We start from the raw sequence: 21,219 nt of genomic DNA on the forward strand, positions 1-21,219 counted from the left end.
GCCGGAGATTCCGTCAACTCAGGCCAGCTCGAGCGCAGCCGCAACAGCGACGGGATCGACCGAAATCGGTTCCACGACAGGCATTCCCGACAGTGCAGTGTCGGGATCCTTGAGACCGTTGCCGGTCACCGTGCAGACAACGGTCAGGCCCGGCTCCAGCCACCCTTCCTTTCGAGCCGCCAACAGTCCGGCGACGCTGGCCGCGGAGGCCGGTTCGACGAACACGCCCTCGGTCTTCGCAATCAACCGGTACGCCTCGAGGATCTCCTCGTCGGTCGCGGCCCGGAATGCTCCGTTCGATTCTTCCTTGGCATTGACGGCACCGTTCCAGGATGCGGGTGAGCCGATCCGGATTGCGGTCGCGATCGTTTCCGGGTCCTTCACGGGCGCACCGTGAACCAGAGGAGCGGCACCCGCGGCCTGCACGCCGAGCATCCGCGGCTTGCGGGTGGTGAGGCCGTCGCGGAAGTACTCGGAGTACCCGCGCCAGTACGCGGTGATGTTGCCCGCGTTGCCGACCGGTAGAGCATGGATGTCGGGTGCATCGCCGAGGGCGTCGCAGATCTCGAACGCCGCGGTCTTCTGCCCCTCGATACGCACGGGGTTGACGGAGTTGACCAGACCGATCGTCGGGAACTCGGCCGTGGTCTTGCGCGCCAGTTCGAGGCAGTCGTCGAAGTTGCCCTGGACCTGAATGATCTTCGCGCCGTGCATGACTGCCTGAGCCAGCTTGCCCATCGCGATCTTGCCCTGCGGAACCAGTACGGCACAGGACATGCCGGCCTTGGCCGCGTAGGCCGCAGCGGACGCCGAGGTGTTGCCGGTGGACGCGCACAGCACTGCTTCTTGCCCACGGGCGAGCGCGTCGGTGACGGCCATGGTCATGCCGCGGTCCTTGAACGAGCCGGTGGGGTTGAGTCCCTCGACCTTCAGGTGCACTGTGCAGCCGGTCAATTCGGACAGGTGCCCGGCGGGCAGCAGCGGGGTGCCGCCCTCGCGCAGGGTGACGGTCTTCCAGTCGGGACCGATCGCCAGACGCGAGCGGTACGCCTCGATCAGACCGGGCCAGGGGGTGTGGACGCTCATACTGTGGTGCCTTCCAATCTGAGAACGCTGGCGACGTGGACGACCACGTCCAACTGCTCGAGGGATGCAACGGTGTCGGACAGTGCGGAATCGGCCGCGAGGTGCGTGACCACGACGAGCCTGGCCCCGTCACCCGCGCCGTGCTGGCGCACGGTGGAGATGCTGACGTCGCGCTTGGAGAATTCGGCGGCCACGGTAGCGAGAACGCCGGGCTTGTCGGCCACCTGCATGCTGACGTAGTACCGGGTGAGGATGTCACCCATCGGGGCCACCTTGAGCTTGGCGTACTTGGACTCGAGTGGGCCGCGGCCTCCGTAGAACTTGTTGCGCGCGGCCATCACCAGGTCGCCGAGCACAGCGGACGCCGTCGGCGCGCCGCCCGCACCCTGGCCGTAGAACATCAACCGGCCTGCGGCCTCGGCCTCGACGACGACGGCGTTGAACGCGCCGTTCACCGACGCCAACGGGTGATCGAGCGGAACGAGTGCCGGGTAGACCCGGGCCGAGATGCGCTCCTTGCCCTTGGGCGTGGTGATGCGCTCGCAGATGGCCAGCAATTTGATGGTGCAGTCGAGAGACTTCGCGGTCTCGAGGTCGTCTGCAGTGATCTTGCTGATGCCCTCGCGGTAGACGTCGCCGGCCGTGACCCGAGTGTGGAACGCGATCGAGGCGAGGATGGCCGCCTTGGACGCGGCGTCGTAGCCCTCGACATCGGCGGTCGGATCGGCCTCGGCGTACCCCAGTCGCCCTGCCTCGGCGAGGGTTTCGGCGTAGTCCGCACCGGTCTCGTCCATGGCCGAGAGGATGAAGTTGGTGGTGCCGTTGACGATGCCCGCGACCTTGTTGACGCGGTCGCCTGCCAACGACTGCATCAACGGCCGCACCACCGGAATGGCTCCGGCGACAGCTGCCTCGAAATACAGGTCGGCACGCGACTTCTCGGCCGCGTCGGCCAACTCTCCGGTGTATTCGGCGAGCAGGGCCTTGTTCGCAGTGATGACGGACTTGCCGTTCTCGAGCGCCGACAACACCAGCTTGCGTGGGATGTCGATACCGCCGAGCACCTCGACGACGATGTCGACGTCGTCGCGACCGACCAATTCGGCCGGGTCGTCGGTGAGCAGTTCGGCCGGTACTCCGCGATCGCCGTCGATCCGACGTACCGCGATTCCCCGAATCTCCAGTGGCGCACCGATTCTGGCCTCGAAGTCCGCTGCATTCTCGGTGATGATCCGGACGACCTCGCTACCGACGTTTCCGAGTCCGAGTACGGCGACGCCTATCGGCTTCGATGTCATGGCTGAACCTCCAAGCTGAGCAGATCTTCGATGGTTTCCCGCCGCAGGATCAGGCGCGCACGCCCGTCCTTGACCGCGACCACAGCGGGCCGCGTCAGCAGGTTGTAGCGGCTGGACATGGAGTAGCAGTAAGCACCGGTGGCTGCGACGGCGAGCAGATCACCGGGCCCGACGTCGGCCGGCATCCACGTGTTCTTGATGACGATATCGCCACTCTCACAGTGCTTTCCGACCACGCGAGCCATCACGGCGTCGGCGTCGCTGGTACGCGAGACCAAGCGGCAGTCGTACTCGGCCTGATACAGCGACGTACGAATGTTGTCGCTCATACCGCCGTCGACACTGATGTACCGCCTGCGGGTGGCGTTGTCGACGGTGACGTCCTTGACGGTGCCCACCTCGTAGACCGTCACGGTGCCCGGCCCGGCGATGGCTCGACCCGGCTCGACGGCAATGGTCGGAACCGGCAAACCGGCCGCGGCCGACTCCGTCTCGACGATGCTCGCCAGCTTGGCCGCCAATTGGTCGACGGGCGGCGGATCGTCACTCGGTACGTACGAAATACCCATGCCGCCACCGAGATCGAGCGTCGAGATCTGCGAGGTCTTGTCCACGCCGAACTCGGCAACGATGTCGCGCAGCAGCCCAATGACCTTGTGCGCAGCCAGCTCGAAACCGTCGACCTCGAAGATCTGCGAGCCGATGTGACTGTGCAGCCCCACGAGACGAAGGTTGTCTGCGGCGAACACCCGACGGACGGCTTCGATCGCCGAGCCGTCGGCGAGCGAGAAGCCGAACTTCTGATCCTCGTGGGCGGTCGCGATGAACTCGTGCGTGTGTGCCTCGACGCCGACGGTGATACGAATCAGCACGTCCTGCACCACACCGGCCGAACCGGCCACGGCGTCGAGACGGTCGATCTCGATATTGGAGTCGAGAACGACGTGCTCGACTCCGGCACTCACTCCGGCCTCGAGCTCGGCCACGGATTTGTTGTTGCCGTGCATCGCAATTCGATCCGCCGGGAATCCGGCAGCCAGGGCGATGGCCAGCTCACCGCCCGAGCAGATGTCGAGCGAGAGACCCTCGTCGGCCACCCAACGAGCGATCTCGCCACACAGAAATGCCTTGGAAGCGTAGTGAACTCGTTCGGGTGCCCCGAACGCAGCGGCCATCTCGCGGCAGCGTGCGCGGAAGTCGTCCTCGTCCACGACGAACAGTGGGGTGCCGTACTGCGCCGCGAGGTCGGTGACCGACACCCCCGCGAGCCGAACCGTGCCGTCGTCGCCGCGTGCCGCGTTGCGTGGCCACACCTGTTCGGGAAGCGTCGTCATGTCCGACGCGGCGCTCGGACGCTCGGACATCGACTGCTTGGCTGGGGCATCGGCGTGCTTGGGCCCTGCCGGATGTGCGCTCACATGCGCTCCGGTGCGCTGACACCGAGCAGTTCGAGGCCGTTGGCCAGAACCTGTCGGGTTGCGTTGCCCAATGCCAGTCGTGCGGTGTTCACAGGTCCGGGCTCCTCGTCTCCTTGGGGAAGTACTCGACACGCGCCGTAGAACCGGTGGTAGGCCCCCGCCAGTTCTTCGAGGTAGCGGGCGATCCGATGTGGTTCGCGTAGTTCGGCGGCACTGGCCACCACCCGCGGGTACTCGCCGATCGTCCTGATCAACTCGCCCTCCTGCTCGTGCGTCAGCAGGCTCAGATCGGGATCGTCGCCCGAGATCCCCAGTTCGGCGGCATTGCGCGCGAGCGATGCCAACCGGGCGTGGGCGTACTGGACGTAGTACACCGGGTTCTCGTTGCTGGCGCTGGCCCACAGGGCGAGGTCGATGTCGATGCTCGAGTCGACGGACGACCGGATCATGACGTAGCGCGACGCGTCGACGCCGATGGCTTCGACCAGATCGTCGAGCGTGATGACGGTGCCTGCCCGCTTGCTCATCTTCACCGCGACGCCGTCGCGAACGAGGTTGACCATCTGCCCGATCAGCACCTCGACGGTCTCGGGGTCGTCGCCGAATGCAGCGGCGGCGGCCTTGAGTCGACCGATGTAACCGTGGTGGTCTGCTCCGAGCATGTAGATGCACAGGTCGAATCCGCGCTGACGCTTGTTCTGGAAGTACGCGATGTCGCCTGCAATGTAGGCAGCATTACCGTCGCTCTTGATGACGACGCGATCCTTGTCGTCGCCGTACTCGGTGGACCGAAGCCACCATGCACCGTCTTCCTCGTACAGGCTCCCCGAGCTCTTGAGGTAGTCGACCGATTTTTCGACGGCACCGGACTCGAAGAGTGAGTTCTCGTGGAAGTAGACGTCGAAATCGACACCGAATTCGTGCAGGTTGGCCTTGATGCGGTCGAACATCAGCTGGGTACCGATCGACCGGAAGGTCTCGTCCTGCGCCTCGGGTGCCAGCGCCAGCGCTTCTGGCTCCTTCGCCAGCACCTGCTGTGCGATCTCGGCGATGTACTCGCCCGCATACCCGTTCTCCGGTGCCGGCTCTCCCTTGGCCGCGGCGATGAGCGACCGGCTGAAGCGATCGATCTGAGCGCCGTGATCGTTGAAGTAGTACTCGCGAGTGACCTCGGCTCCGTGCGCGATCAGGATGCGTCCGAGGGCATCGCCGACCGCAGCCCATCGGGTTCCACCGAGGTGCACCGGTCCGGTGGGGTTGGCCGAGACGAACTCGAGGTTGACCTTCTTGCCTGCCATCGAGGATCCGTTGCCGAACTCGGCACCGGCGGCCAGCACGCGGGCAACGATCTCGCCCTGCGCTGCGGCAGCCAGCCTGATGTTCAGAAAGCCGGGGCCTGCGACGTCGGCACTGGCGATCGCGGCGTCGGCCGCGAGCGCCTCGGCGAGCCAGCCGGCGAAATCACGGGGATTGGCTCCGGCCTTCTTCGCCACCTGCAGCGCCACATTGGTGGCATAGTCACCGTGCTCGGGATTGCGGGGACGCTCGACCGTGAGCTTCGCAGGGAGAACGGATGCGTCCAGGCCGCGGTCGGCAAGCACCTTGGCGGCGGTCGCGTGAAGCAATTCGGCAAGATCGGCGGGAGTCACAGGTAGCCATCCTATTGGCTGGTGTGCGGCATACTCGCATCCACTGCCCGTCCGAGCGCGGGGCCACCTGGCCGATGCGGTCCACACGGGCTCTGAGCACGCTCTCAGACAGAGAACGTACAGTAGGGGCGCTCTGCGCGGACGACCGTCGAGTACGGCCGTCACCAGCAGATACGTACCACCAGCGCTACCGACCACCCACTTTTCCTCGACTGAGAGAGCAACCACAGCGATGCCAACGGGTCCCGACAAAGGCAGTCAGAACAAGTCGGCTGCGAAGGCAGACAAAGCCATCAGTGCAGCCAACAAGAAGTCAGCTCGCAAGAAGCAGGGCGGTGTCCCCGCCGCCAAGGGCAGACAGATTCCCTGGCTGACGGTTGCCGGTGTCGTTGTGGTCGTCGGACTCGTCGTGGGCCTCGGGGTCAACCTCTACCCCAAGTACCAGGACCGCGCCGAGGCGCAGAAATTCGCGCCCAGCGAGAGCAATCAGGATCCGTCGACGGGAATCGACGGCGTCACCATCAAGGAATACCCGGCAGCCCTGCACGTCGGGCGCGCGCAACGCGTCGCCTACGACCAGACGCCGCCGTTCGGTGGACCGCACGATGCGGTGTGGGCCACCTGCACCGGCATCGTCTACCCCGAGGCCATCCGCACCGAGAACGCTGTGCACTCCCTCGAACACGGAGCGGTCTGGGTGACGTACAACCCCGACGACCTCAACGAGGACCAGATTCAGTCCCTCGCCGACCGCGTCGACGGGGAAACGCAGATGATGATGTCGCCGTACCCGGGCCTCGACACTCCCGTCTCGCTGCAGTCCTGGGGTCACCAGCTCAAGCTCGACAGCGTCGACGACGAGCGCATCGGTCAGTTCATCTCGGCTCTGCGCCTCAACCGATTCGCCTACCCGGAGGTCGGTGCCAGCTGCGCATCCGTGCCCGGAGTCGGTGACAACGCGTTCGATCCCGACAACCCGCCGCTGTTCGACGCTTCGGCCCCGGGTGCGGACGCCGTTCCGATGGACGGCGCAGGCATCACTCCCGACGCCAGCGAGACCAGCGGCGCAGGCGGAATGCCGAGCGGCCTGCCCGGCGGAGCACAGTTGCCCGGCGGAGCACAGCTGCCCAGCGATCTCCAGGTGCCCGCGAGCTGATGACCGAATCGACAGTCGACTCGGTCGACGGCGTCCCCGAGACCAAGCGGAGCCAGCGCACTGCGCTGGTCGCCTTGGCCGTGATCGCCGTACTGGCGATCGGATTCGCGCTGGGCTTCCTGGCGCAGAATCCGTTCCGCAGCGGTGACAACTCCCCCGCAGCAGATTCGGTCGACGTCGGATTTGCCCAGGACATGACGGTGCACCACAACCAGGCCATCGAAATGGCCGCGGTCGCGTTGACCAACGCGCCCGATCAGGCCGTCAAGAGCCTGGCGTTCGACATGCTCACCTCGCAACAGAATCAGGTGGGCCAGATGCAGGGCTGGCTCGCATTGTGGGACCGCGCGCCGATCTCGACCGACGGCTACATGACCTGGATGACGGCCGACGACTCTCACGGCCATTCGATGGGCGGCATGTCGATGGAACCGGGATCCTCCGATCCCACCAGAGCCATGCCCGGCATGGCCAGCTCCACCGAGCTCGCCGCACTACGCCAAGCGACCGGAACCGACGTCGACGTCATGTTCTTGCAGCTGATGCTGCGTCACCACGAGGGCGGCCTGGCGATGATGGAGTACGCCCAGACACACGCGCAGTCTCCTGCGGTGATCAACCTGGCAAAGTCCATGGTGGCAACGCAGACGAGTGAGTCGACTCTGATGAAGCAGATGCTCGCGGCGAAGGGTGCGCAGCCGCTGCCCGAGGGGTGATTTCGGCTCGCGTTGCACATGCGCTAGTCTTTCGTACAGCCCAACAGGCACGCCGGCTGAAGCCGGTGCGCCCCCGTAGCTCAGGGGATAGAGCGTTCGCCTCCGGAGCGAAAGGCCGCAGGTTCGAATCCTGCCGGGGGCACACATCTTTCACGCATGTCACTTCTCCGAGGTGACTGCTCGAACGAGACGGACTGTTCACATGTCCGAGGATCTCCCCGATATCGACACCGTCATCGACGAGCTGTATTCACTGGCACCCGCCGACTTCGTGTCGCACCGATCGGCGTATGTGACCCGGTTCAAGAAGGCCGGAGACAAGTCCGGTGCCACTCGTATCGGCGGACTCCGTAAACCCACTGTCGTGGCCTGGTTGGTGAACACACTCGCTCGTCAGGACGAATCCGCGGTCGCCGAGTTGTTCGACCTCGGTGCCGAACTCGAACGGGCTCAGCAACGCGGCGACGGTCATCGACTGCGTGAGTTGTCCACCGCTCGAAGCGCTTCGATACGCGCGCTCACCGATCGAGCCGTGGTATTGGGTCGCGAACGTGGCGTGACCGTCGGCGACAACGCGGCGCGCGAGGTTTCCAACACCCTCAATGCCGCAATGGCCGATCCGGAGATCCGCGACCGGGTTCGTGCGGGCCGAACGGTGGTGGCCGAGACATACAGCGGCTTCGGCCCCGCGCTGCTCTCGCTCGTTCCGGATCCTCCTGAGACCGAGACCGAGACCGAGGACGACGGCGAACCGGACATTGCCGATGACGCGCCCGAGTCCGCAGCGGAATCCGATGCCGAGAACGAAGCCGAGTTGCTGCGCCAGGCGGAACACGATCGCCTGGTTGCCGAACTCGACTCTGCCGAAACCGCATTCGATGCCGCACGTGATGCGGCCGACGCTGCCGACCAGGGCACGGAGCGCGCTGCGTCCGAACGACGCAGCGCGACAGCAGAAGTCGAGAGACTCGAAGCCGAGCTGGAGGCCGCGAGAGCCACAGCGAAGGCAGCGCGGGCCGCGGAGAGAAAAAGCGTCGAACAGGCAGAGTCGACGGCGGAGGCGCTCGAGGCGGCCCGGGCACGCGTGGCCGAAGCCCGGTCGGCCCTCGACGAACCGAGCTGACCTACCCTGGCGGTATGACCACGCGCTGGCAAGCCGAGAACTCCGCCGACGACTCCGCCCGGTACATCGAGCGATTCGATCGTCTGGCCGAACGCGGCGTGGATCTGCACGGTGAAGCCCGCATGGTCGACGCGGTGGTCTCCCCCGCGTCGGACATTCTCGACGCCGGCTGCGGTACGGGCAGACTCGGTGCCGAACTGGCGCGACGTGGCCACCACGTCACCGCCGTGGATCTCGATCCGATTCTGGTCGAGAAGGCGCGTAGTCACCCCGAACTCGACGTGCATCTCGCGGATCTGACCACGCTCGAGTTGAATCGCACGTTCGACGCGGTCGTCGCGGCCGGCAACGTGTTGGTTTTTCTGGAGCCCGGCACCGAACGTGCTGCGCTCGAACGCATCTGGGCACATCTGAACGACGGCGGAGTGTTCGTCACCGGCTTCGCCACCGACCGGGCATACACGGCCGACGAACTCCACGAGGATCTCACTGCCGTCGGATTTTTCGTCGAACATCGGTTCTCCACCTGGGACCTGCGGCCCTGGCGCGCCGACGCGGACTGGGCCGTCACCGTGGCACGAAAGCCTGCTCTGCTCGCTTGAGACGAATCGAGGCCGGCCTGTGCCGGCAGGCCTCGTTCGAACGAAGCGAGCGCCGCGATTCCAAGTGCGGGTGTCGATTCGTTCCTGGGCGGGAAGACTGTCGCTCATGAAGGAACACATAGCGCGGTTGCGGGAGTCGTTCTGGTTCATTCCCGCCGTCCTCGGAGTTCTCGCACTCCTACTGGCGCAGGCGCTCGTCAGCCTCGATCGCTACCTACTCGACACCCGCGTGGACCTGACGGGTTCGTTGCTCTATCACGTCGGGGCGAGTGGCAGCCGGGACATCCTCGGGGCGATCGGTGGCTCGATGCTGGGGGTGGCCGCCACGTCGTTCTCCATCACCATCTCCGTCCTCGCCACGGCCAGTTCCTCGTACGGCCCACGCCTGGTGCGAAACTTCATGGCGGACCGCGGGAATCAGGTGGTTCTGGGTATCTTCGGGGCGACGTTCCTGTACTCGCTGATGGTGCTGCGGTCGATTCGTTCGATCGAATCCGATGGTTCGGTGTTCGTCCCGGACATCGCCGTCAACGTGGCCGTCGCGCTCGCCGTCGTCGACGTGGGCGTGCTCGTCTACTTCATCCACCACATCGCGCAGTCGATTCAGGTGGCCACCCTGTCCGCGAGAGTCCGCGACGAGTTGTCGGAATCCGTCGACTCCCTCTACCCGACGGATCTTCCCGACGACGCCGCTTCGATCGACGGCATCTCGAAACCACCTGTCTACGTGACGGTCCTGGCCGAGACATCCGGGGTGATCATCGACATCGACGAGGACGCACTGCTGGGCATCGCGAGCGACAACGGCACGCTGATCGAGATTCATCGGGTCCCGGGCGAGCACATCGTCTCCGGCGAGCCGCTCGTCGACATTCTCGCCGATCGCTCGGCCGACATCTCCGACGCATCGATCGACCGAGTCCGCTCTTCTTTCGACATCGGTACCAGTAGGACGCCGCGCCACGACATCGCGTTCGCCGTCGAGCAGATGACGGAAATGGCGGTCCGGGCGCTGTCCACCGGGGTCAACGATCCCTACACGGCGCGTAACGCCATCGACGATCTCTCCGTCGGACTCGTTGCACTGGTCCAACGGCCGGCACCGTCACGCGGACGGCGTGGAACCGACGGAGAGGTGCGACTGATCGTGCGGCGGGTGGCCGTCTCGATCCTGATCGACCATGCGCTCGATGCTGTGCGCATCTACGGGACCGGCAGTCCCATGGTGGTCCAGGCCGGAATTCGTCTCGCCGAGAGGGTCGGCCGCGCGGCGCGCTCCACCGACGATGTCGACGCCGCGCTGGCGCAATTGAGCCTGTTGGACGCCGCCCTGACCGTCGACGAGACCGACAGCGCGCGCACAGCCGATGCCCGCGAGCAGATTTCGCGGACTAGAGCAGCGATCACCGATCGGGTACCACTCGCGGTACTTCGCACCGTCATTCGGTAGACGCTCGAACCGGGCACCGTGGGAGGATGGTGTGTATGCCAGCACCGTCGCCGCTTCCCCTCGACCCCATTGCAGAGGCCCACCGTCAGTGGACCAAGCACGGGTGGTCCGATGCCGCCGACGGTATGGCCGCGGTCACCTCGCTGATGCGCGCGCAGCAGATCATGCTGGCCCGGGTCGAGGAAGCGCTCAAGCCGACGGGACTGACGTTTTCGCGCTACGAGTTGCTGACGTTGTTGACGTTCACCAAGAACGGCGCGCTACCGATGGCGAAGGCCAGTGCCCGACTGCAAGTGCACCCCACCAGTGTGACCAACGCGGTGGACCGCCTCGAATCGGTCGGCTACGTGCGCCGGATTCCCCATCCCAGCGATCGACGGACAACCCTGGTCGAAATCACCGAGCAGGGGCGCACGTTGGCGGTCGAAGCCACCGAGCGCCTGAACACGCTGGTGTTCGCCAAGCCCGGGCTCGCGCGCGACAAGCTGATGGCGCTGGTGCGCATCCTTGCGGAACTGCGTTCGGATGCAGGCGATTTCGACAGTGATGACATCACCACATCGTTCTGAGTTCGATGGTGACTCGTCACAAGACAATGGCACAGCCGTACCGTTCGTGGTCCAATTGCTCCGGGAACAGGTCGGAGTCGGTCTGCTGAAGGGCGGGGCGGGGTGTTGGTGTTGGGGGTCGGAGCGGGTGCGCACGGTGCACGCGCAATTCTGACGTATCTGGACAGCCCCCACCGCACACCCATCGTGTCGCGGACGGTGCGCCGCGCTCCCGGGCAGTCGCTGGCCACCACGATCGCCACCGGCGTCGACGCCATCCATTCCATCGCCGCGACGATGTCGCTCCCGGTCCAGTTCTCTGCCATTGCCTACCGGGTGGCCACCGATCCCGGCACGGTCGCCACCCGAGGTACCGCTCGCACGGCCTCACTCGTTCCGGAAACCGCTGCGCAAGTGAGGTTTCTACGATTCATCGGGCTGGTCCCCAATCACGGCGTCACCGTGCTGTGCGACATCGGTAGTACCGGGACCACGGTCACCGTCATCGATCTCGCGTCCACTCGCACCCTCATGACGCGGCGCACTGCCACGTTCTGCGGCGACGATCTCGATCACTCGGTGCGCCGGCTGCTCTCGTCCAACGGCGTTCGCGTCGGAATCGACGCCAGCCGGTCCATCAAGGAGCAACTGAGTGTCGATTCCGTCGTCAGCACCACGGACCCAGCCGGCACTGCACGGCATGTGCTGACACGGCGCGACTTCGACGATCTGATCGCGGGACCCGTCCGTTACGCGGGCATGCTGGTGGAGCAGACCATCGAATTGTCCGGTGCCAGACCGCAGTCCATCGTTGTGGTCGGCGGCGGCGCGAACATCACCTCGATAGCGCGGTCTCTCGAACTACGGACCGGCCTGACGACCCTGGTGCCGACCATGCCCGAGCTGGTCTCGGCCCGCGGGGCCGCCCTCCTGTCCCCCGACAGGTAGGACGGCCCCGGGAGTGGAGCCTGCGGAACGACCGGTCGGGGTGGGAGTGGAGCCTGCGGAACGACCGGTCGGGGTGGGAGTGGAGCCCGCGGAACGACCCGAAAGCACGCGAGTGGAGCCCGCGGAACGACCCGAAAGAGCGGCCAGCACTACCGGTGCTGGAAGTTGGGCGTGCGCTTCTCGATGAAAGCCGACATGCCTTCCTTCTGATCCTCTGTGGCGAACGTCGAATGAAACACGCGGCGCTCGAACAGAACTCCCTCACGAAGGCTCGACTCGAACGATCGGTTCACTGCTTCCTTCGCCATCATGGCAACCGGTAGCGACATCTCGGCGATCGTGGTCGCGGTTGCGATGGCGTCGTCGAGGAGATCGGCGACCGGCACGATGCGCGAGACCAATCCAGCTCGCTCGGCTTCCTCGACCTTCATGTTCCGGCCGGTCAGGCACATCTCCATGGCCTTGGCCTTGCCCACCGCACGCGTCAGGCGCTGCGAGCCACCGATTCCCGGAATGACGCCGAGCTTGATCTCGGGTTGTCCGAATACCGCGGTGTCCGAGGCGATCAGAACGTCGCACAGCATCGCGAGTTCGCAGCCGCCACCGAGTGCATAACCGGAGACCGCGGCGATGAGGGGCGTCCGCGCCGCGGCCAGTCGATCCCACGCCGCGAAGAAGTCGTCGAGGTACACGTCCATGTAGGACTTGGGCTGCATTTCCTTGATGTCGGCCCCGGCCGCGAAGGCCCGTTCGGATCCGGTGATCAGAATGGCACCGATCTCGGAATCTGCATCGAGTTCCTCGACCACCGACACGACCTCACGCATCAACTGAGAGTTCAGCGCGTTCAATGCTTTCGGACGGTTCAGCGTGATGATGCCGACGCGTCCCCGGCGTTCGAGCAGGATGGTTTCGTAGTCGGTCACTGAGCAGCTCCGTTCGAGCGTTCGCGGATGTCGTTGATGATGCCGGAGAAGTCCACGTCGGTTCCGCCGCCGGACGTTTCCTTGAACCGAGCGTAGAGCTCGGCTGCCCGAAGTCCGAGTACTCCCTCGACCCCGTTGTCGCGCAGTGCATTCGCAGCCAGACCCAGATCCTTGTCCATGAGGGCCGCCGCGAATCCGGGCTTGTACTCGTTGTTCGCCGGGCTCGTCGGAACCGGACCGGGCACCGGGCAATTGGTCGTCAACGCCCAGCATTGGCCGGACGCAGTCGATGCCACGTCGAAGAGCGCCTGATTGCTCAGACCGAGCTTCTCGCCCAACACGAAGGCCTCGCTGATGGCGATCATCGATACGCCGAGAATCATGTTGTTGCAGATCTTGGCGGCCTGACCATTGCCCGCCGGCCCGCAGTGCACGACCTTGCGGCCCATGACGTCGAGAACGGCAGCGGCGGAGGCGAAATCGTCCTCCGAACCACCGACCATGAACGTGAGCGTGCCTGCGGCCGCTCCCCCGACACCGCCCGAGACCGGAGCGTCGAGGCTACGGTGTCCGGCCTCGTGCACCAGCCGGTGCGCGGCATGCGCGTCGGCGACGTCGATGGTCGACGAATCGATGAACAACGTCCCCGGTGCCGCGGCCGGAAGCAGGTCCCCGTACAGCCCGAGTACCAGTTTTCCGTTCGGCAACATCGTGATCACGAAGTCGGCTCCGGCGACGGCCGCAACCGCGGACTCCACCACAGTGACGCCGTCCTTCGTGGCCTGCTCCAGCGCCGCGGGAACAAGATCGAAGCCCTGCACCGTGTACCCGGCCGCAGCCAGGTTGGCGGCCATCGGTCCACCCATGTGCCCGAGGCCGATGAATCCGATCGTCTTCTCGCTCATGACTGCTCACCTTCTGTAAGTGCTTTCGACAGACCGAGTTCGGCGTCGCCCAGGGGCGCGAAGTATCGGTCGACATCCTCGGCAGTGACATCCGCCGACGTGGCCGGCTGCCACTGGGGGTTGCGATCCTTGTCGACGACCTGCGCCCGAATTCCCTCGACCAGATCGTGACTGCTCAGCGACGCGACCGACACGCGGTACTCCTCGTCGAGCACGGCCTCGAGGGAGGGCAGCGTCGCCGCCCGTCGCAGCGACCGCAGCGTCACCGCAAGAGAAACCGGCGATTTGGACGCGATGTCCTGTGCGGCCTGCTGCGCCTCCGGCACCGGCGATGCAGCCAGAGCGTCGACGATGCCCTGAATGTCGTCACCTGCGTAGCACTCGTCGATCCATTCCTGCTGAGTCGCGACGGTGGATTCCGGAGCCGACTCGCTGAACGTGTCGACGGCCTCCCCGACGCTGACCGTCTCGAGGGCGGTGTAGAACTCCTCGAGCTTGTCCGACGGAATGTAGTGATCGGCGAATCCGACCGCGATGGCGTCGGCCGCATTCATCCGCGCCGTGGTGAGCGCGAAGTGGGTACCGGTTTCGCCGGGCGCACGCGAAAGAAGGTAGGTGCCACCGACATCGGGAATGAATCCGATGCCGACCTCGGGCATCGCGATCTTCGAACGTTCGGTCACGATACGGGTGTTCGCGTGGGCCGAGAGCCCGACGCCACCGCCCATGACGATGCCGTCCATGATCGCGACGAAGGGCTTAGGGAAGCGGGCGATCGCGGCGTTGAGCACGTACTCGTCGCGCCAGAAGTCCTTGCTTCCGCTGCCGCCGTCCTTGGCGTCGTGGTAGATCGAGACTATGTCGCCGCCCGCGCACAATCCGCGCTCGCCGGCTCCGGTCAGCAGGACGACGTCGACTCTGTCGTCGGTTGCCCACTGCGTCAACGCCGGAGCTATCTGCTGAACCATCGCATGCGAGAGTGCATTGATGGCTTTGGGGCGGTTCAGAGTGATGCGACCGATCCCGCCCGAAACCTCCAGTAGGACATCGCTCATGCTGCACCCACGATGGAGCGAGCTACGACCACGCGCATGATCTCGTTGGTACCTTCCAGAATCTGGTGGACCCGAAGGTCGCGAACGATTTTCTCGACACCGTACTCGGCGAGATAACCGTATCCGCCGAGCAACTGCAGCGCCCCGTTGGCGACCTCGAAGCCGGTATCGGTACCGAAACGCTTGGCCATCGCGCACATCTCGACCTTGTCGGCTGCATTGTTCTGCAACCCGTCCGCTGCTCGCCACAGCAGAGTTCGCGCAGCTTCGAGCTCGGTCTTGAAATCCGCCAGTCGAAACTGCAGGGCCTGCGAGTCGAGCAACCTGGCGCCGAATGCGTTGCGGTCGGCGAGGTAGGACACGGCCTTGTCGAGAGCGGACTGTGCGCCGCCGATCGAGCACGCGGCGATGTTGATGCGTCCGCCGTTGAGCCCGTTCATCGCGATCCGAAATCCGTCGCCCTCGCCGCCGAGCAGGTTGGCAGCCGGAACGCGGGCACCTTCGAAGATCACCTGGCGGGTGGGTTGAGCGTTCCATCCCATCTTTTTCTCGTTCGCTCCGAACGACAGTCCCGCCGTGTCCTTCGGCACGATGAACGCCGAGATGCCGCGGGGACCCGGCGCTCCGGTGCGGGCCATAACGACGTACACCTCGGAAGTGCCTGCGCCGGAGATGAACTGCTTGACGCCGTCCAGCACGTACTCGTCACCGTCGCGGACGGCCTTGGTACCGAGCTTTGCCGCATCGGATCCAGCGCCGGGTTCGGTGAGGCAGTAGCTACCGAGCTGGTCCATCGAGCACAGCCCTGGAAGCCAGCGCTGCCGTTGCTCGTCGTCGCCGTACGTGTCGATCATCCAGGCGACCATGTTGTGGATGGAAATGTAGGCCGCGATGGACGGGTCACCGGTGGCGAGTTGCTCGAAAATGCGCACCGCGTCGACGCGGGTCAGGCCCGATCCGCCCACGTCTTCACGAATGTAGATGCCGCCCATCCCGAGAGCAGCAGCCTTGCGCAGCACGTCCACCGGAAAGTGCTTCTGCTGATCCCATTCGACGGCGTTCGGTGCGAGGAACTCGTCCGCGAAATCACGAGCAGTGTCGTTGATGGCACGCTCGTCCTCGTTCAACGTGAACATCGTCGATCAGTCCATGTTCGGAATGACGAAGTGATTCTGCGCAGCTGCTTCCTTGGTGCCCGACGGCCAACGCTGAGTGACGGTCTTGGTCTTGGTGTAGAAGCGGATGGAATCCGGTCCGTGCTGGTTGAGATCGCCGAATCCCGAACGCTTCCAACCACCGAACGTGTGGTACGCGATCGGCACCGGAATCGGCACGTTGACTCCCACCATGCCCACCTGGACGCGGGAGCAGAAGTCGCGAGCGGTGTCGCCGTCGCGGGTGAAGATCGAGACGCCGTTGCCGTACTCGTGTTCGGACGGCAGACGCAGCGCGTCCTCGTAGTCCTTCGCGCGCACGACGATCAGGACCGGTCCGAAGATCTCTTCCTTGTAGATGCGCATGTCGGTGGTCACCTTGTCGAACAGCGTTGCGCCGGCGAAGAATCCGCCCTCGTGGCCCTCGAGACTGAATCCGCGTCCATCGACGACCAACTCGGCACCCTCGTCCACACCGATCTGGGTGTAGTCGTTGACGCGCTTGAGCGCATCGCTACCGACGAGCGGGCCGAAGTCCGCGTTCTCGTCGTCGCTGCGGCCGATCTTCAGTTTCGCCACTCGCTCGGTCAGTTTGGCGACCAACGCGTCGGCGGTCTCCTCACCGACGGGAACCGCGACGGAAATCGCCATGCACCGCTCGCCGGCCGAACCGTATGCGGCTCCGAGCAGAGCGTCGGCGACCTCGTCGAGATCGGCATCGGGCATCACCAAAGCGTGGTTCTTCGCTCCACCGAAGCACTGTGCGCGCTTGCCGTGCTGCGCCGCCGTCTCGTAGATGTACTGCGCGATGGGCGTCGATCCGACGAAGCCGATCGCCTTGACGCGATCGTCGGTGAGCAGCACGTCGACGGCATCCTTGCCGCCGTTGACGACGTTGAAGACGCCCGGCGGCAGACCTGCCTCGAGGAACAGCTCGGCGAGCTTGAGGGGCACGGACGGATCTCGCTCGGACGGCTTGAGAATGAAGGCGTTACCGCAGGCGATGGCCGGGCCGGCTTTCCACAGCGGAATCATGGCCGGGAAGTTGAACGGGGTGATGCCGGCAACGACACCGAGCGGCTGACGCATCGAGTAGACGTCGATACCGCCACCCGCACCCTCGGTGTACTCACCCTTGAGCAGGTGCGGAACACCGACGGCGAACTCAACGACCTCGACGCCACGCTGGATGTCGCCCTTGGCGTCGGCGATGGTCTTGCCGTGCTCCGACGAGAGCAGCCGCGCGAGTTCTTCGGTGTCGCGGGTGACGAGCGCGAGGAACTTCATCAGCACCCGAGCGCGCCGCTGCGGGTTCCACTTCGCCCACTCACGCTGCGCCTGCTCGGCGTCGGCGATGGCAGCCTCGACCTCGGATACGTCGGCCAGGGGCACCCGGGCCTGCACCTCACCGGTATTGGGATCGAACACATCCCCGAACTGTCCGGAGGTGCCGGCGACATGCTTGCCGCCGATGAAGTGCGTGAGTTCGCGAGCCATGGGTGTCCGTCCTCGAGCGTGGAATTAAGTACGCTCATCCTATAGTCGGATGTCCATGTAAGTCCAGGAGCGGTCACATTCGGTCGTAGAACGCGCGCAGATCAGCGCAGGCCCGGCTGACTTCCGCCTCCGTCGAACCGTCGGCGCGAAAGATTCTGCGCAGGATCAGCGGATCGAGATCGTCCGTCGCCGGAGCGAACGACACCTTGGGAAGTTCGGGGAACGCCGCACGATCGCCGAACCAGTCGTCCGGGTCGAACTCCTCGTCGCTGTCGCCGACCCCCTCGATCAACTGATCCAGATCGACCCCTCGCAGTGTCAGGATCGTCCCCGCGGACGCGTCGATGTGCTCGGCGGCGATGTACATCAGCGCTGCCGCGTGTTTGCACGGCCACCCGTCGTCGGGGCACGAACAGTCGAAATCCAGTTGCCCCTTGTCGTGAGGAAGCAGCACCGACGCCAGCGCCTGAGGAATCGCGTTGGACGCGAGTTCCGCCAGCATGCCGGGGTTGGATCGCACTCGGCCGACGAGCGCGGCCACCTCGCCTTCGGTGAGCGGCTCGACACTGACCGACGCCGAGAACGGCTCGAGCTGACTGCCCTGCACCTCACCGTAGATCTGCCCACGTTCGACGCCGAGAGTGAGCACCTGACCCTGGCGGGCATAGGTCCGACCCCGTGCGATCCGGCCCGGATCGGCGAGATCTTCCATCGCGGCCACGAAGTGCCTGCCCCACCAAGTCTGCCCGAAGGCTCCGCGCTTGTTACGAGACTCTATGCCGCCCTTGGCTTGTCGACGCTTACCGTACTGCGAGAAGTCGGCCATCACTCCCCCACCGCGTCTTCGCTGAGACGAAACAGTTCCTGCAGTTCCGCAGTGTCCATCTCGGTCACCCAGCTCTCACCGGTGCCCACCGCCAGGTCCGCCAAGTCCTGTTTGGACACCAGCATCGAATCGATGCGTTCCTCCACGGTGCCCACACACAGCAGCTTGCGCACCATCACATTCTTGCGCTGGCCGATACGGAAGGCGCGGTCGGTCGCCTGGTTCTCCACCGCCGGATTCCACCAACGATCGAGGTGCACAACATGATTGGCGGCAGTGAGATTGAGCCCGGTACCACCGGCCTTGAGCGAGAGCATCATGATCGGCGGACCGTCGTCGCTCTGGAACTTCTCGACCATCTCGTCGCGCTTGCCCTTGCTCACGCCGCCGTGCAGGAACGGCACCTGAACTCCGAAACGCTCGGCGAAATACGGTGCCACGAGCTCACCGAACTCTCGAAACTGCGTGAACAACAACGCCTTCTCGTTGTCACCGAGAACGGAATCGAGCATGTCCTCCACCAATCCGATCTTTCCGGAACGGTGCTGACCTCGCTTGAGTACCGACGAGCCGTCGGACAGGAAATGCGCGGGGTGATTGCACACCTGCTTGAGGCGAGTGAGGGCCGAGAGCACCGCACCCTTGCGCTTCATGCCCTTCGCGTCGGCGATCTGCGCCATCATCTCGTCGACGACCGCCTTGTACAAGGCTGCCTGCTCGGCAGTGAGGTTGGCACGCACGGTCATTTCGTTCTTCTCCGGCAGATCCGAGATGACAGTGGGATCGGTCTTGACGCGACGCAGAATGAACGGAGACGTGATGGCACGCAGCCGCGAGACCGCGTTCTCGTCGTTCTCCCGCTCGATCGGCACCGAGAACCGCTTCCTGAAGTCCGACGGCCGCCCCAGCATGCCCGGGTTCGCGAAATCCAGAATGGACCTCAGCTCGTCCAGCCGGTTCTCCACCGGCGTCCCGGTGAGCGCCAGTTTGTGATCGGCCGGAATGGCCAGCGCCGCCTTCGCCTGCACGGTACCTGCATTCTTGATGTGCTGCGCCTCGTCGAGAACCACGCGACGCCACGTCTGTGCGGCCAACTGCGCGCGGTCCTTGGCCATCAATGCGTACGTGGTGACGATCAGGTCGTGCTCCGCGATCGCTCGATCGAGCTCCTCGTCGCGTAACCGCGTCGGACCGTGGTGCACCAGAACACGCAGTGCAGGAGTGAATTTCGCGGCCTCACGTTGCCAGTTACCGACCACCGACATCGGGGCCACCAACAGCGTCGGAGTCACGCTGTTCTCGTGGGCGAGCAGCGTGAGCACCTGCAGTGTCTTGCCCAGACCCATGTCGTCGGCGAGCACGGCACCGAGACCGAGCCGGCTCATGAACGCGAGCCAGTCGAGTCCGCGTTGCTGATAAGGCCGCAGAGTCGCGCGGACGCCCTCGGGCACCGGGATGGTTTCCGGAACCGCCCCGGGTTCGAGCAACGTTGCCGCCCAGCCGGTGGCGCGGATGTCCTGGACCGGAGCCGGAGGCGGATCGGCCAACGTCATCTCACGCATCAACGTGCTGAGCGCAGTCCCGTCACCGTGATGCTCGGCGACGTACTTCGCAGCCCGCGCCAGCTGTCCCCCGTCGGCGAGCACCCATTGCCCGCGCAGCCGGACGAGGTCGCCCTTCGAGACGGCAAGCCGGTTCATCTCCGCCTCGGTGAGCACCATGTCGCCCAGCTGCAGTTGCCAGTCGTACGACACCAGCTCGTCCATACCGACGGCACGATCGGCCGCAGCTTTGGTCACCGCGGGTGACTCGACCCGCAATCGCATCGACGGATCCAACCTGGTCCACGCCCTCGGCAGCAGGACCGTCGTGCCGGTGGCCTGCAGCGCAGTGGCACCGTGTTCGACGAGATCGATGACCACCGACGTCGGCAACAACAGGTCGAGGGTGCCCTCCTGGGTGGGCAGATCACGCAACCTCGGATAGGCAGCGACGGCCTCGCCGAGTTTGCGTACTGCCGTCGACAGCAAGGTCGCGTCGACCTTGCGACTCATCGGGACCGGACGCGGCGCCTCCCCGTCCGCGCGCAGGCACACCTGAAGTGTCCAGAACGACTCGACGGCATCGTCCGCGGCACCGTCGGCATCACCCGTCTCGCCGTCCTGATCGTCCGGTTCGAGCAGGCGCAGCACCAGCGCCGGTTCGTCGACGGTGAGGCTGGCGCGCCAATTGTCGAACAGCATCGAGATCTTCTGCGTCCCATCGAGATACGGATCGTCACGCACGAGGGCAGACAGCAACGGGTGCTCGGAATCGGGCTTGCCGAGCACCGATCTGACGATCGGGTCGGTGAGCTCCTCGACCATGTCGTCCAGAAGCTTCTTCGGTCGTTCGTTCGCCCGCTGCACCGACGGCATCGCAACAGCGAGCTCGCTGAGCCAGGCGCGTTGACGCTCGCCGCCGACCAGCCGCCAACGCGGCCACCACTGGCCGTCCATCAATTTCAGTGCCGGCACCACTCGTCCGGCCCGGACCCACCGTTCGATGCCCTGGGCGACGTGGCCTAGGAACCGGAGGTCGCCGGAGATCAGCGGGTGGGCCGACGGGGTGCGGAGCAACAGGTCGGCCGCATCGTGCGGAGCCAGCGCGATCGCCGGAAGTTCGACCGGATCCCGAGGGGTGGCGCGTCGAGTGGAGTCGGGAAACGTCACGCGGGCGCGATGCCGGAACGTGCGGGTGAGCACGTGCGAGTGTGTCGCCGGTAGGTCGGGTTCGTCTCCGGTGCTGATCTCGTCGTCCCAGAGCAGCAATCCGGCACCGGGAGACCAGAGACCGTGCAGCATCGGTCCATCCAACCAGCAC

The 21,219-nt window shown here is 65.3% G+C and carries 18 protein-coding genes and 1 tRNA gene; 8 read left to right on the forward strand and 11 right to left on the reverse strand.

What is annotated here, in order from left to right:
- Positions 1-18: 18 nt before the first annotated feature.
- Genes thrC through argS form a run of 4 tightly spaced genes read right to left on the reverse strand, consistent with a single transcriptional unit; the run spans position 19 to position 5,451 of the window.
- Entirely contained in the window at positions 19-1,086 is a 1,068-nt protein-coding gene (thrC, locus tag J2X62_RS24745; protein ID WP_027497914.1) for a threonine synthase, read from the reverse strand.
- Positions 1,083-2,384, reverse strand: coding sequence for a homoserine dehydrogenase (locus tag J2X62_RS24750; RefSeq protein ID WP_027497915.1), 1,302 nt, complete (start codon positions 2,382-2,384; stop codon positions 1,083-1,085). The genes thrC and J2X62_RS24750 overlap by 4 nt, the downstream gene beginning before the upstream one ends.
- On the reverse strand, positions 2,381-3,802 hold the full coding sequence (gene lysA, locus J2X62_RS24755; protein ID WP_032365576.1) for a diaminopimelate decarboxylase: 1,422 nt from the start codon (positions 3,800-3,802) through the stop codon (positions 2,381-2,383). The genes J2X62_RS24750 and lysA overlap by 4 nt, the downstream gene beginning before the upstream one ends.
- Positions 3,799-5,451 (reverse strand): arginine--tRNA ligase, encoded by a 1,653-nt coding sequence (gene argS, locus J2X62_RS24760; RefSeq protein ID WP_310184119.1) that lies wholly within the window; start codon positions 5,449-5,451, stop codon positions 3,799-3,801. The genes lysA and argS overlap by 4 nt, the downstream gene beginning before the upstream one ends.
- Positions 5,452-5,683: 232 nt before the next feature.
- On the opposite strand from argS, the gene J2X62_RS24765 reads away from it, so the two are divergent.
- From J2X62_RS24765 to J2X62_RS24800, 8 genes are all read left to right on the forward strand, one after another.
- Positions 5,684-6,607, forward strand: coding sequence for a DUF3105 domain-containing protein (locus J2X62_RS24765; RefSeq protein WP_027497918.1), 924 nt, complete (start codon positions 5,684-5,686; stop codon positions 6,605-6,607).
- A complete protein-coding gene (locus J2X62_RS24770; protein ID WP_027497919.1) occupies positions 6,607-7,323 on the forward strand; it encodes a DUF305 domain-containing protein in 717 nt (238 codons plus the stop codon). Before J2X62_RS24765 ends, J2X62_RS24770 begins: the two co-directional genes overlap by 1 nt.
- Before the next feature lie 69 nt (positions 7,324-7,392).
- Positions 7,393-7,465 (forward strand) — tRNA-Arg (locus tag J2X62_RS24775).
- A 60-nt stretch (positions 7,466-7,525) separates the two neighbouring features.
- Positions 7,526-8,446: a hypothetical protein gene (locus J2X62_RS24780; RefSeq protein WP_027497920.1), complete on the forward strand. Its 921-nt coding sequence runs from the start codon at positions 7,526-7,528 to the stop codon at positions 8,444-8,446.
- Between the two features lie 14 nt (positions 8,447-8,460).
- On the forward strand, positions 8,461-9,048 hold the full coding sequence (locus J2X62_RS24785; RefSeq protein ID WP_032365574.1) for a class I SAM-dependent methyltransferase: 588 nt from the start codon (positions 8,461-8,463) through the stop codon (positions 9,046-9,048).
- A 106-nt stretch (positions 9,049-9,154) separates the two neighbouring features.
- The gene (locus J2X62_RS24790) at positions 9,155-10,498 is read left to right on the forward strand and encodes a DUF2254 domain-containing protein (RefSeq protein ID WP_204859330.1); all 1,344 of its coding nucleotides are present in this window, start codon (positions 9,155-9,157) and stop codon (positions 10,496-10,498) included.
- 35 nt (positions 10,499-10,533) lie between these two features.
- On the forward strand, positions 10,534-11,067 hold the full coding sequence (locus J2X62_RS24795) for a MarR family winged helix-turn-helix transcriptional regulator (protein WP_032365573.1): 534 nt from the start codon (positions 10,534-10,536) through the stop codon (positions 11,065-11,067).
- A gap of 102 nt (positions 11,068-11,169) precedes the next feature.
- Entirely contained in the window at positions 11,170-11,994 is an 825-nt protein-coding gene (locus tag J2X62_RS24800; protein ID WP_027497923.1) for a hypothetical protein, read from the forward strand.
- Between the two features lie 149 nt (positions 11,995-12,143).
- On the opposite strand, the gene J2X62_RS24805 is transcribed toward J2X62_RS24800, so the two are convergent.
- The 7 genes from J2X62_RS24805 to J2X62_RS24835 all read right to left on the reverse strand — a co-directional run bounded on the left by J2X62_RS24805 (position 12,144) and on the right by J2X62_RS24835 (position 21,200).
- Entirely contained in the window at positions 12,144-12,920 is a 777-nt protein-coding gene (locus J2X62_RS24805; RefSeq protein ID WP_027497924.1) for an enoyl-CoA hydratase, read from the reverse strand.
- Positions 12,917-13,825 carry a 3-hydroxyisobutyrate dehydrogenase gene (gene mmsB, locus J2X62_RS24810; RefSeq protein WP_310184127.1) on the reverse strand — a complete coding sequence of 303 codons (909 nt, stop codon included), beginning with the start codon at positions 13,823-13,825 and terminating at the stop codon, positions 12,917-12,919. Before mmsB ends, J2X62_RS24805 begins: the two co-directional genes overlap by 4 nt.
- Positions 13,822-14,880 carry an enoyl-CoA hydratase/isomerase family protein gene (locus J2X62_RS24815; protein ID WP_230074618.1) on the reverse strand — a complete coding sequence of 353 codons (1,059 nt, stop codon included), beginning with the start codon at positions 14,878-14,880 and terminating at the stop codon, positions 13,822-13,824. The genes mmsB and J2X62_RS24815 overlap by 4 nt, the downstream gene beginning before the upstream one ends.
- Entirely contained in the window at positions 14,877-16,016 is a 1,140-nt protein-coding gene (locus J2X62_RS24820) for an isobutyryl-CoA dehydrogenase (RefSeq protein WP_032383699.1), read from the reverse strand. Before J2X62_RS24820 ends, J2X62_RS24815 begins: the two co-directional genes overlap by 4 nt.
- Positions 16,017-16,022: 6 nt before the next feature.
- Positions 16,023-17,531 (reverse strand): CoA-acylating methylmalonate-semialdehyde dehydrogenase, encoded by a 1,509-nt coding sequence (locus tag J2X62_RS24825; RefSeq protein ID WP_032365569.1) that lies wholly within the window; start codon positions 17,529-17,531, stop codon positions 16,023-16,025.
- A 73-nt stretch (positions 17,532-17,604) separates the two neighbouring features.
- The gene (locus tag J2X62_RS24830) at positions 17,605-18,357 is read right to left on the reverse strand and encodes an SWIM zinc finger family protein (RefSeq protein ID WP_032368786.1); all 753 of its coding nucleotides are present in this window, start codon (positions 18,355-18,357) and stop codon (positions 17,605-17,607) included.
- Entirely contained in the window at positions 18,357-21,200 is a 2,844-nt protein-coding gene (locus J2X62_RS24835) for a DEAD/DEAH box helicase (protein WP_310184136.1), read from the reverse strand. Before J2X62_RS24835 ends, J2X62_RS24830 begins: the two co-directional genes overlap by 1 nt.
- Positions 21,201-21,219 lie beyond the last annotated feature (19 nt).

Source organism: Rhodococcus sp. 3258 (genome assembly GCF_031456475.1).
In the GTDB taxonomy this organism is placed as follows: Bacteria; Actinomycetota; Actinomycetes; order Mycobacteriales; family Mycobacteriaceae; genus Rhodococcoides; species Rhodococcoides fascians.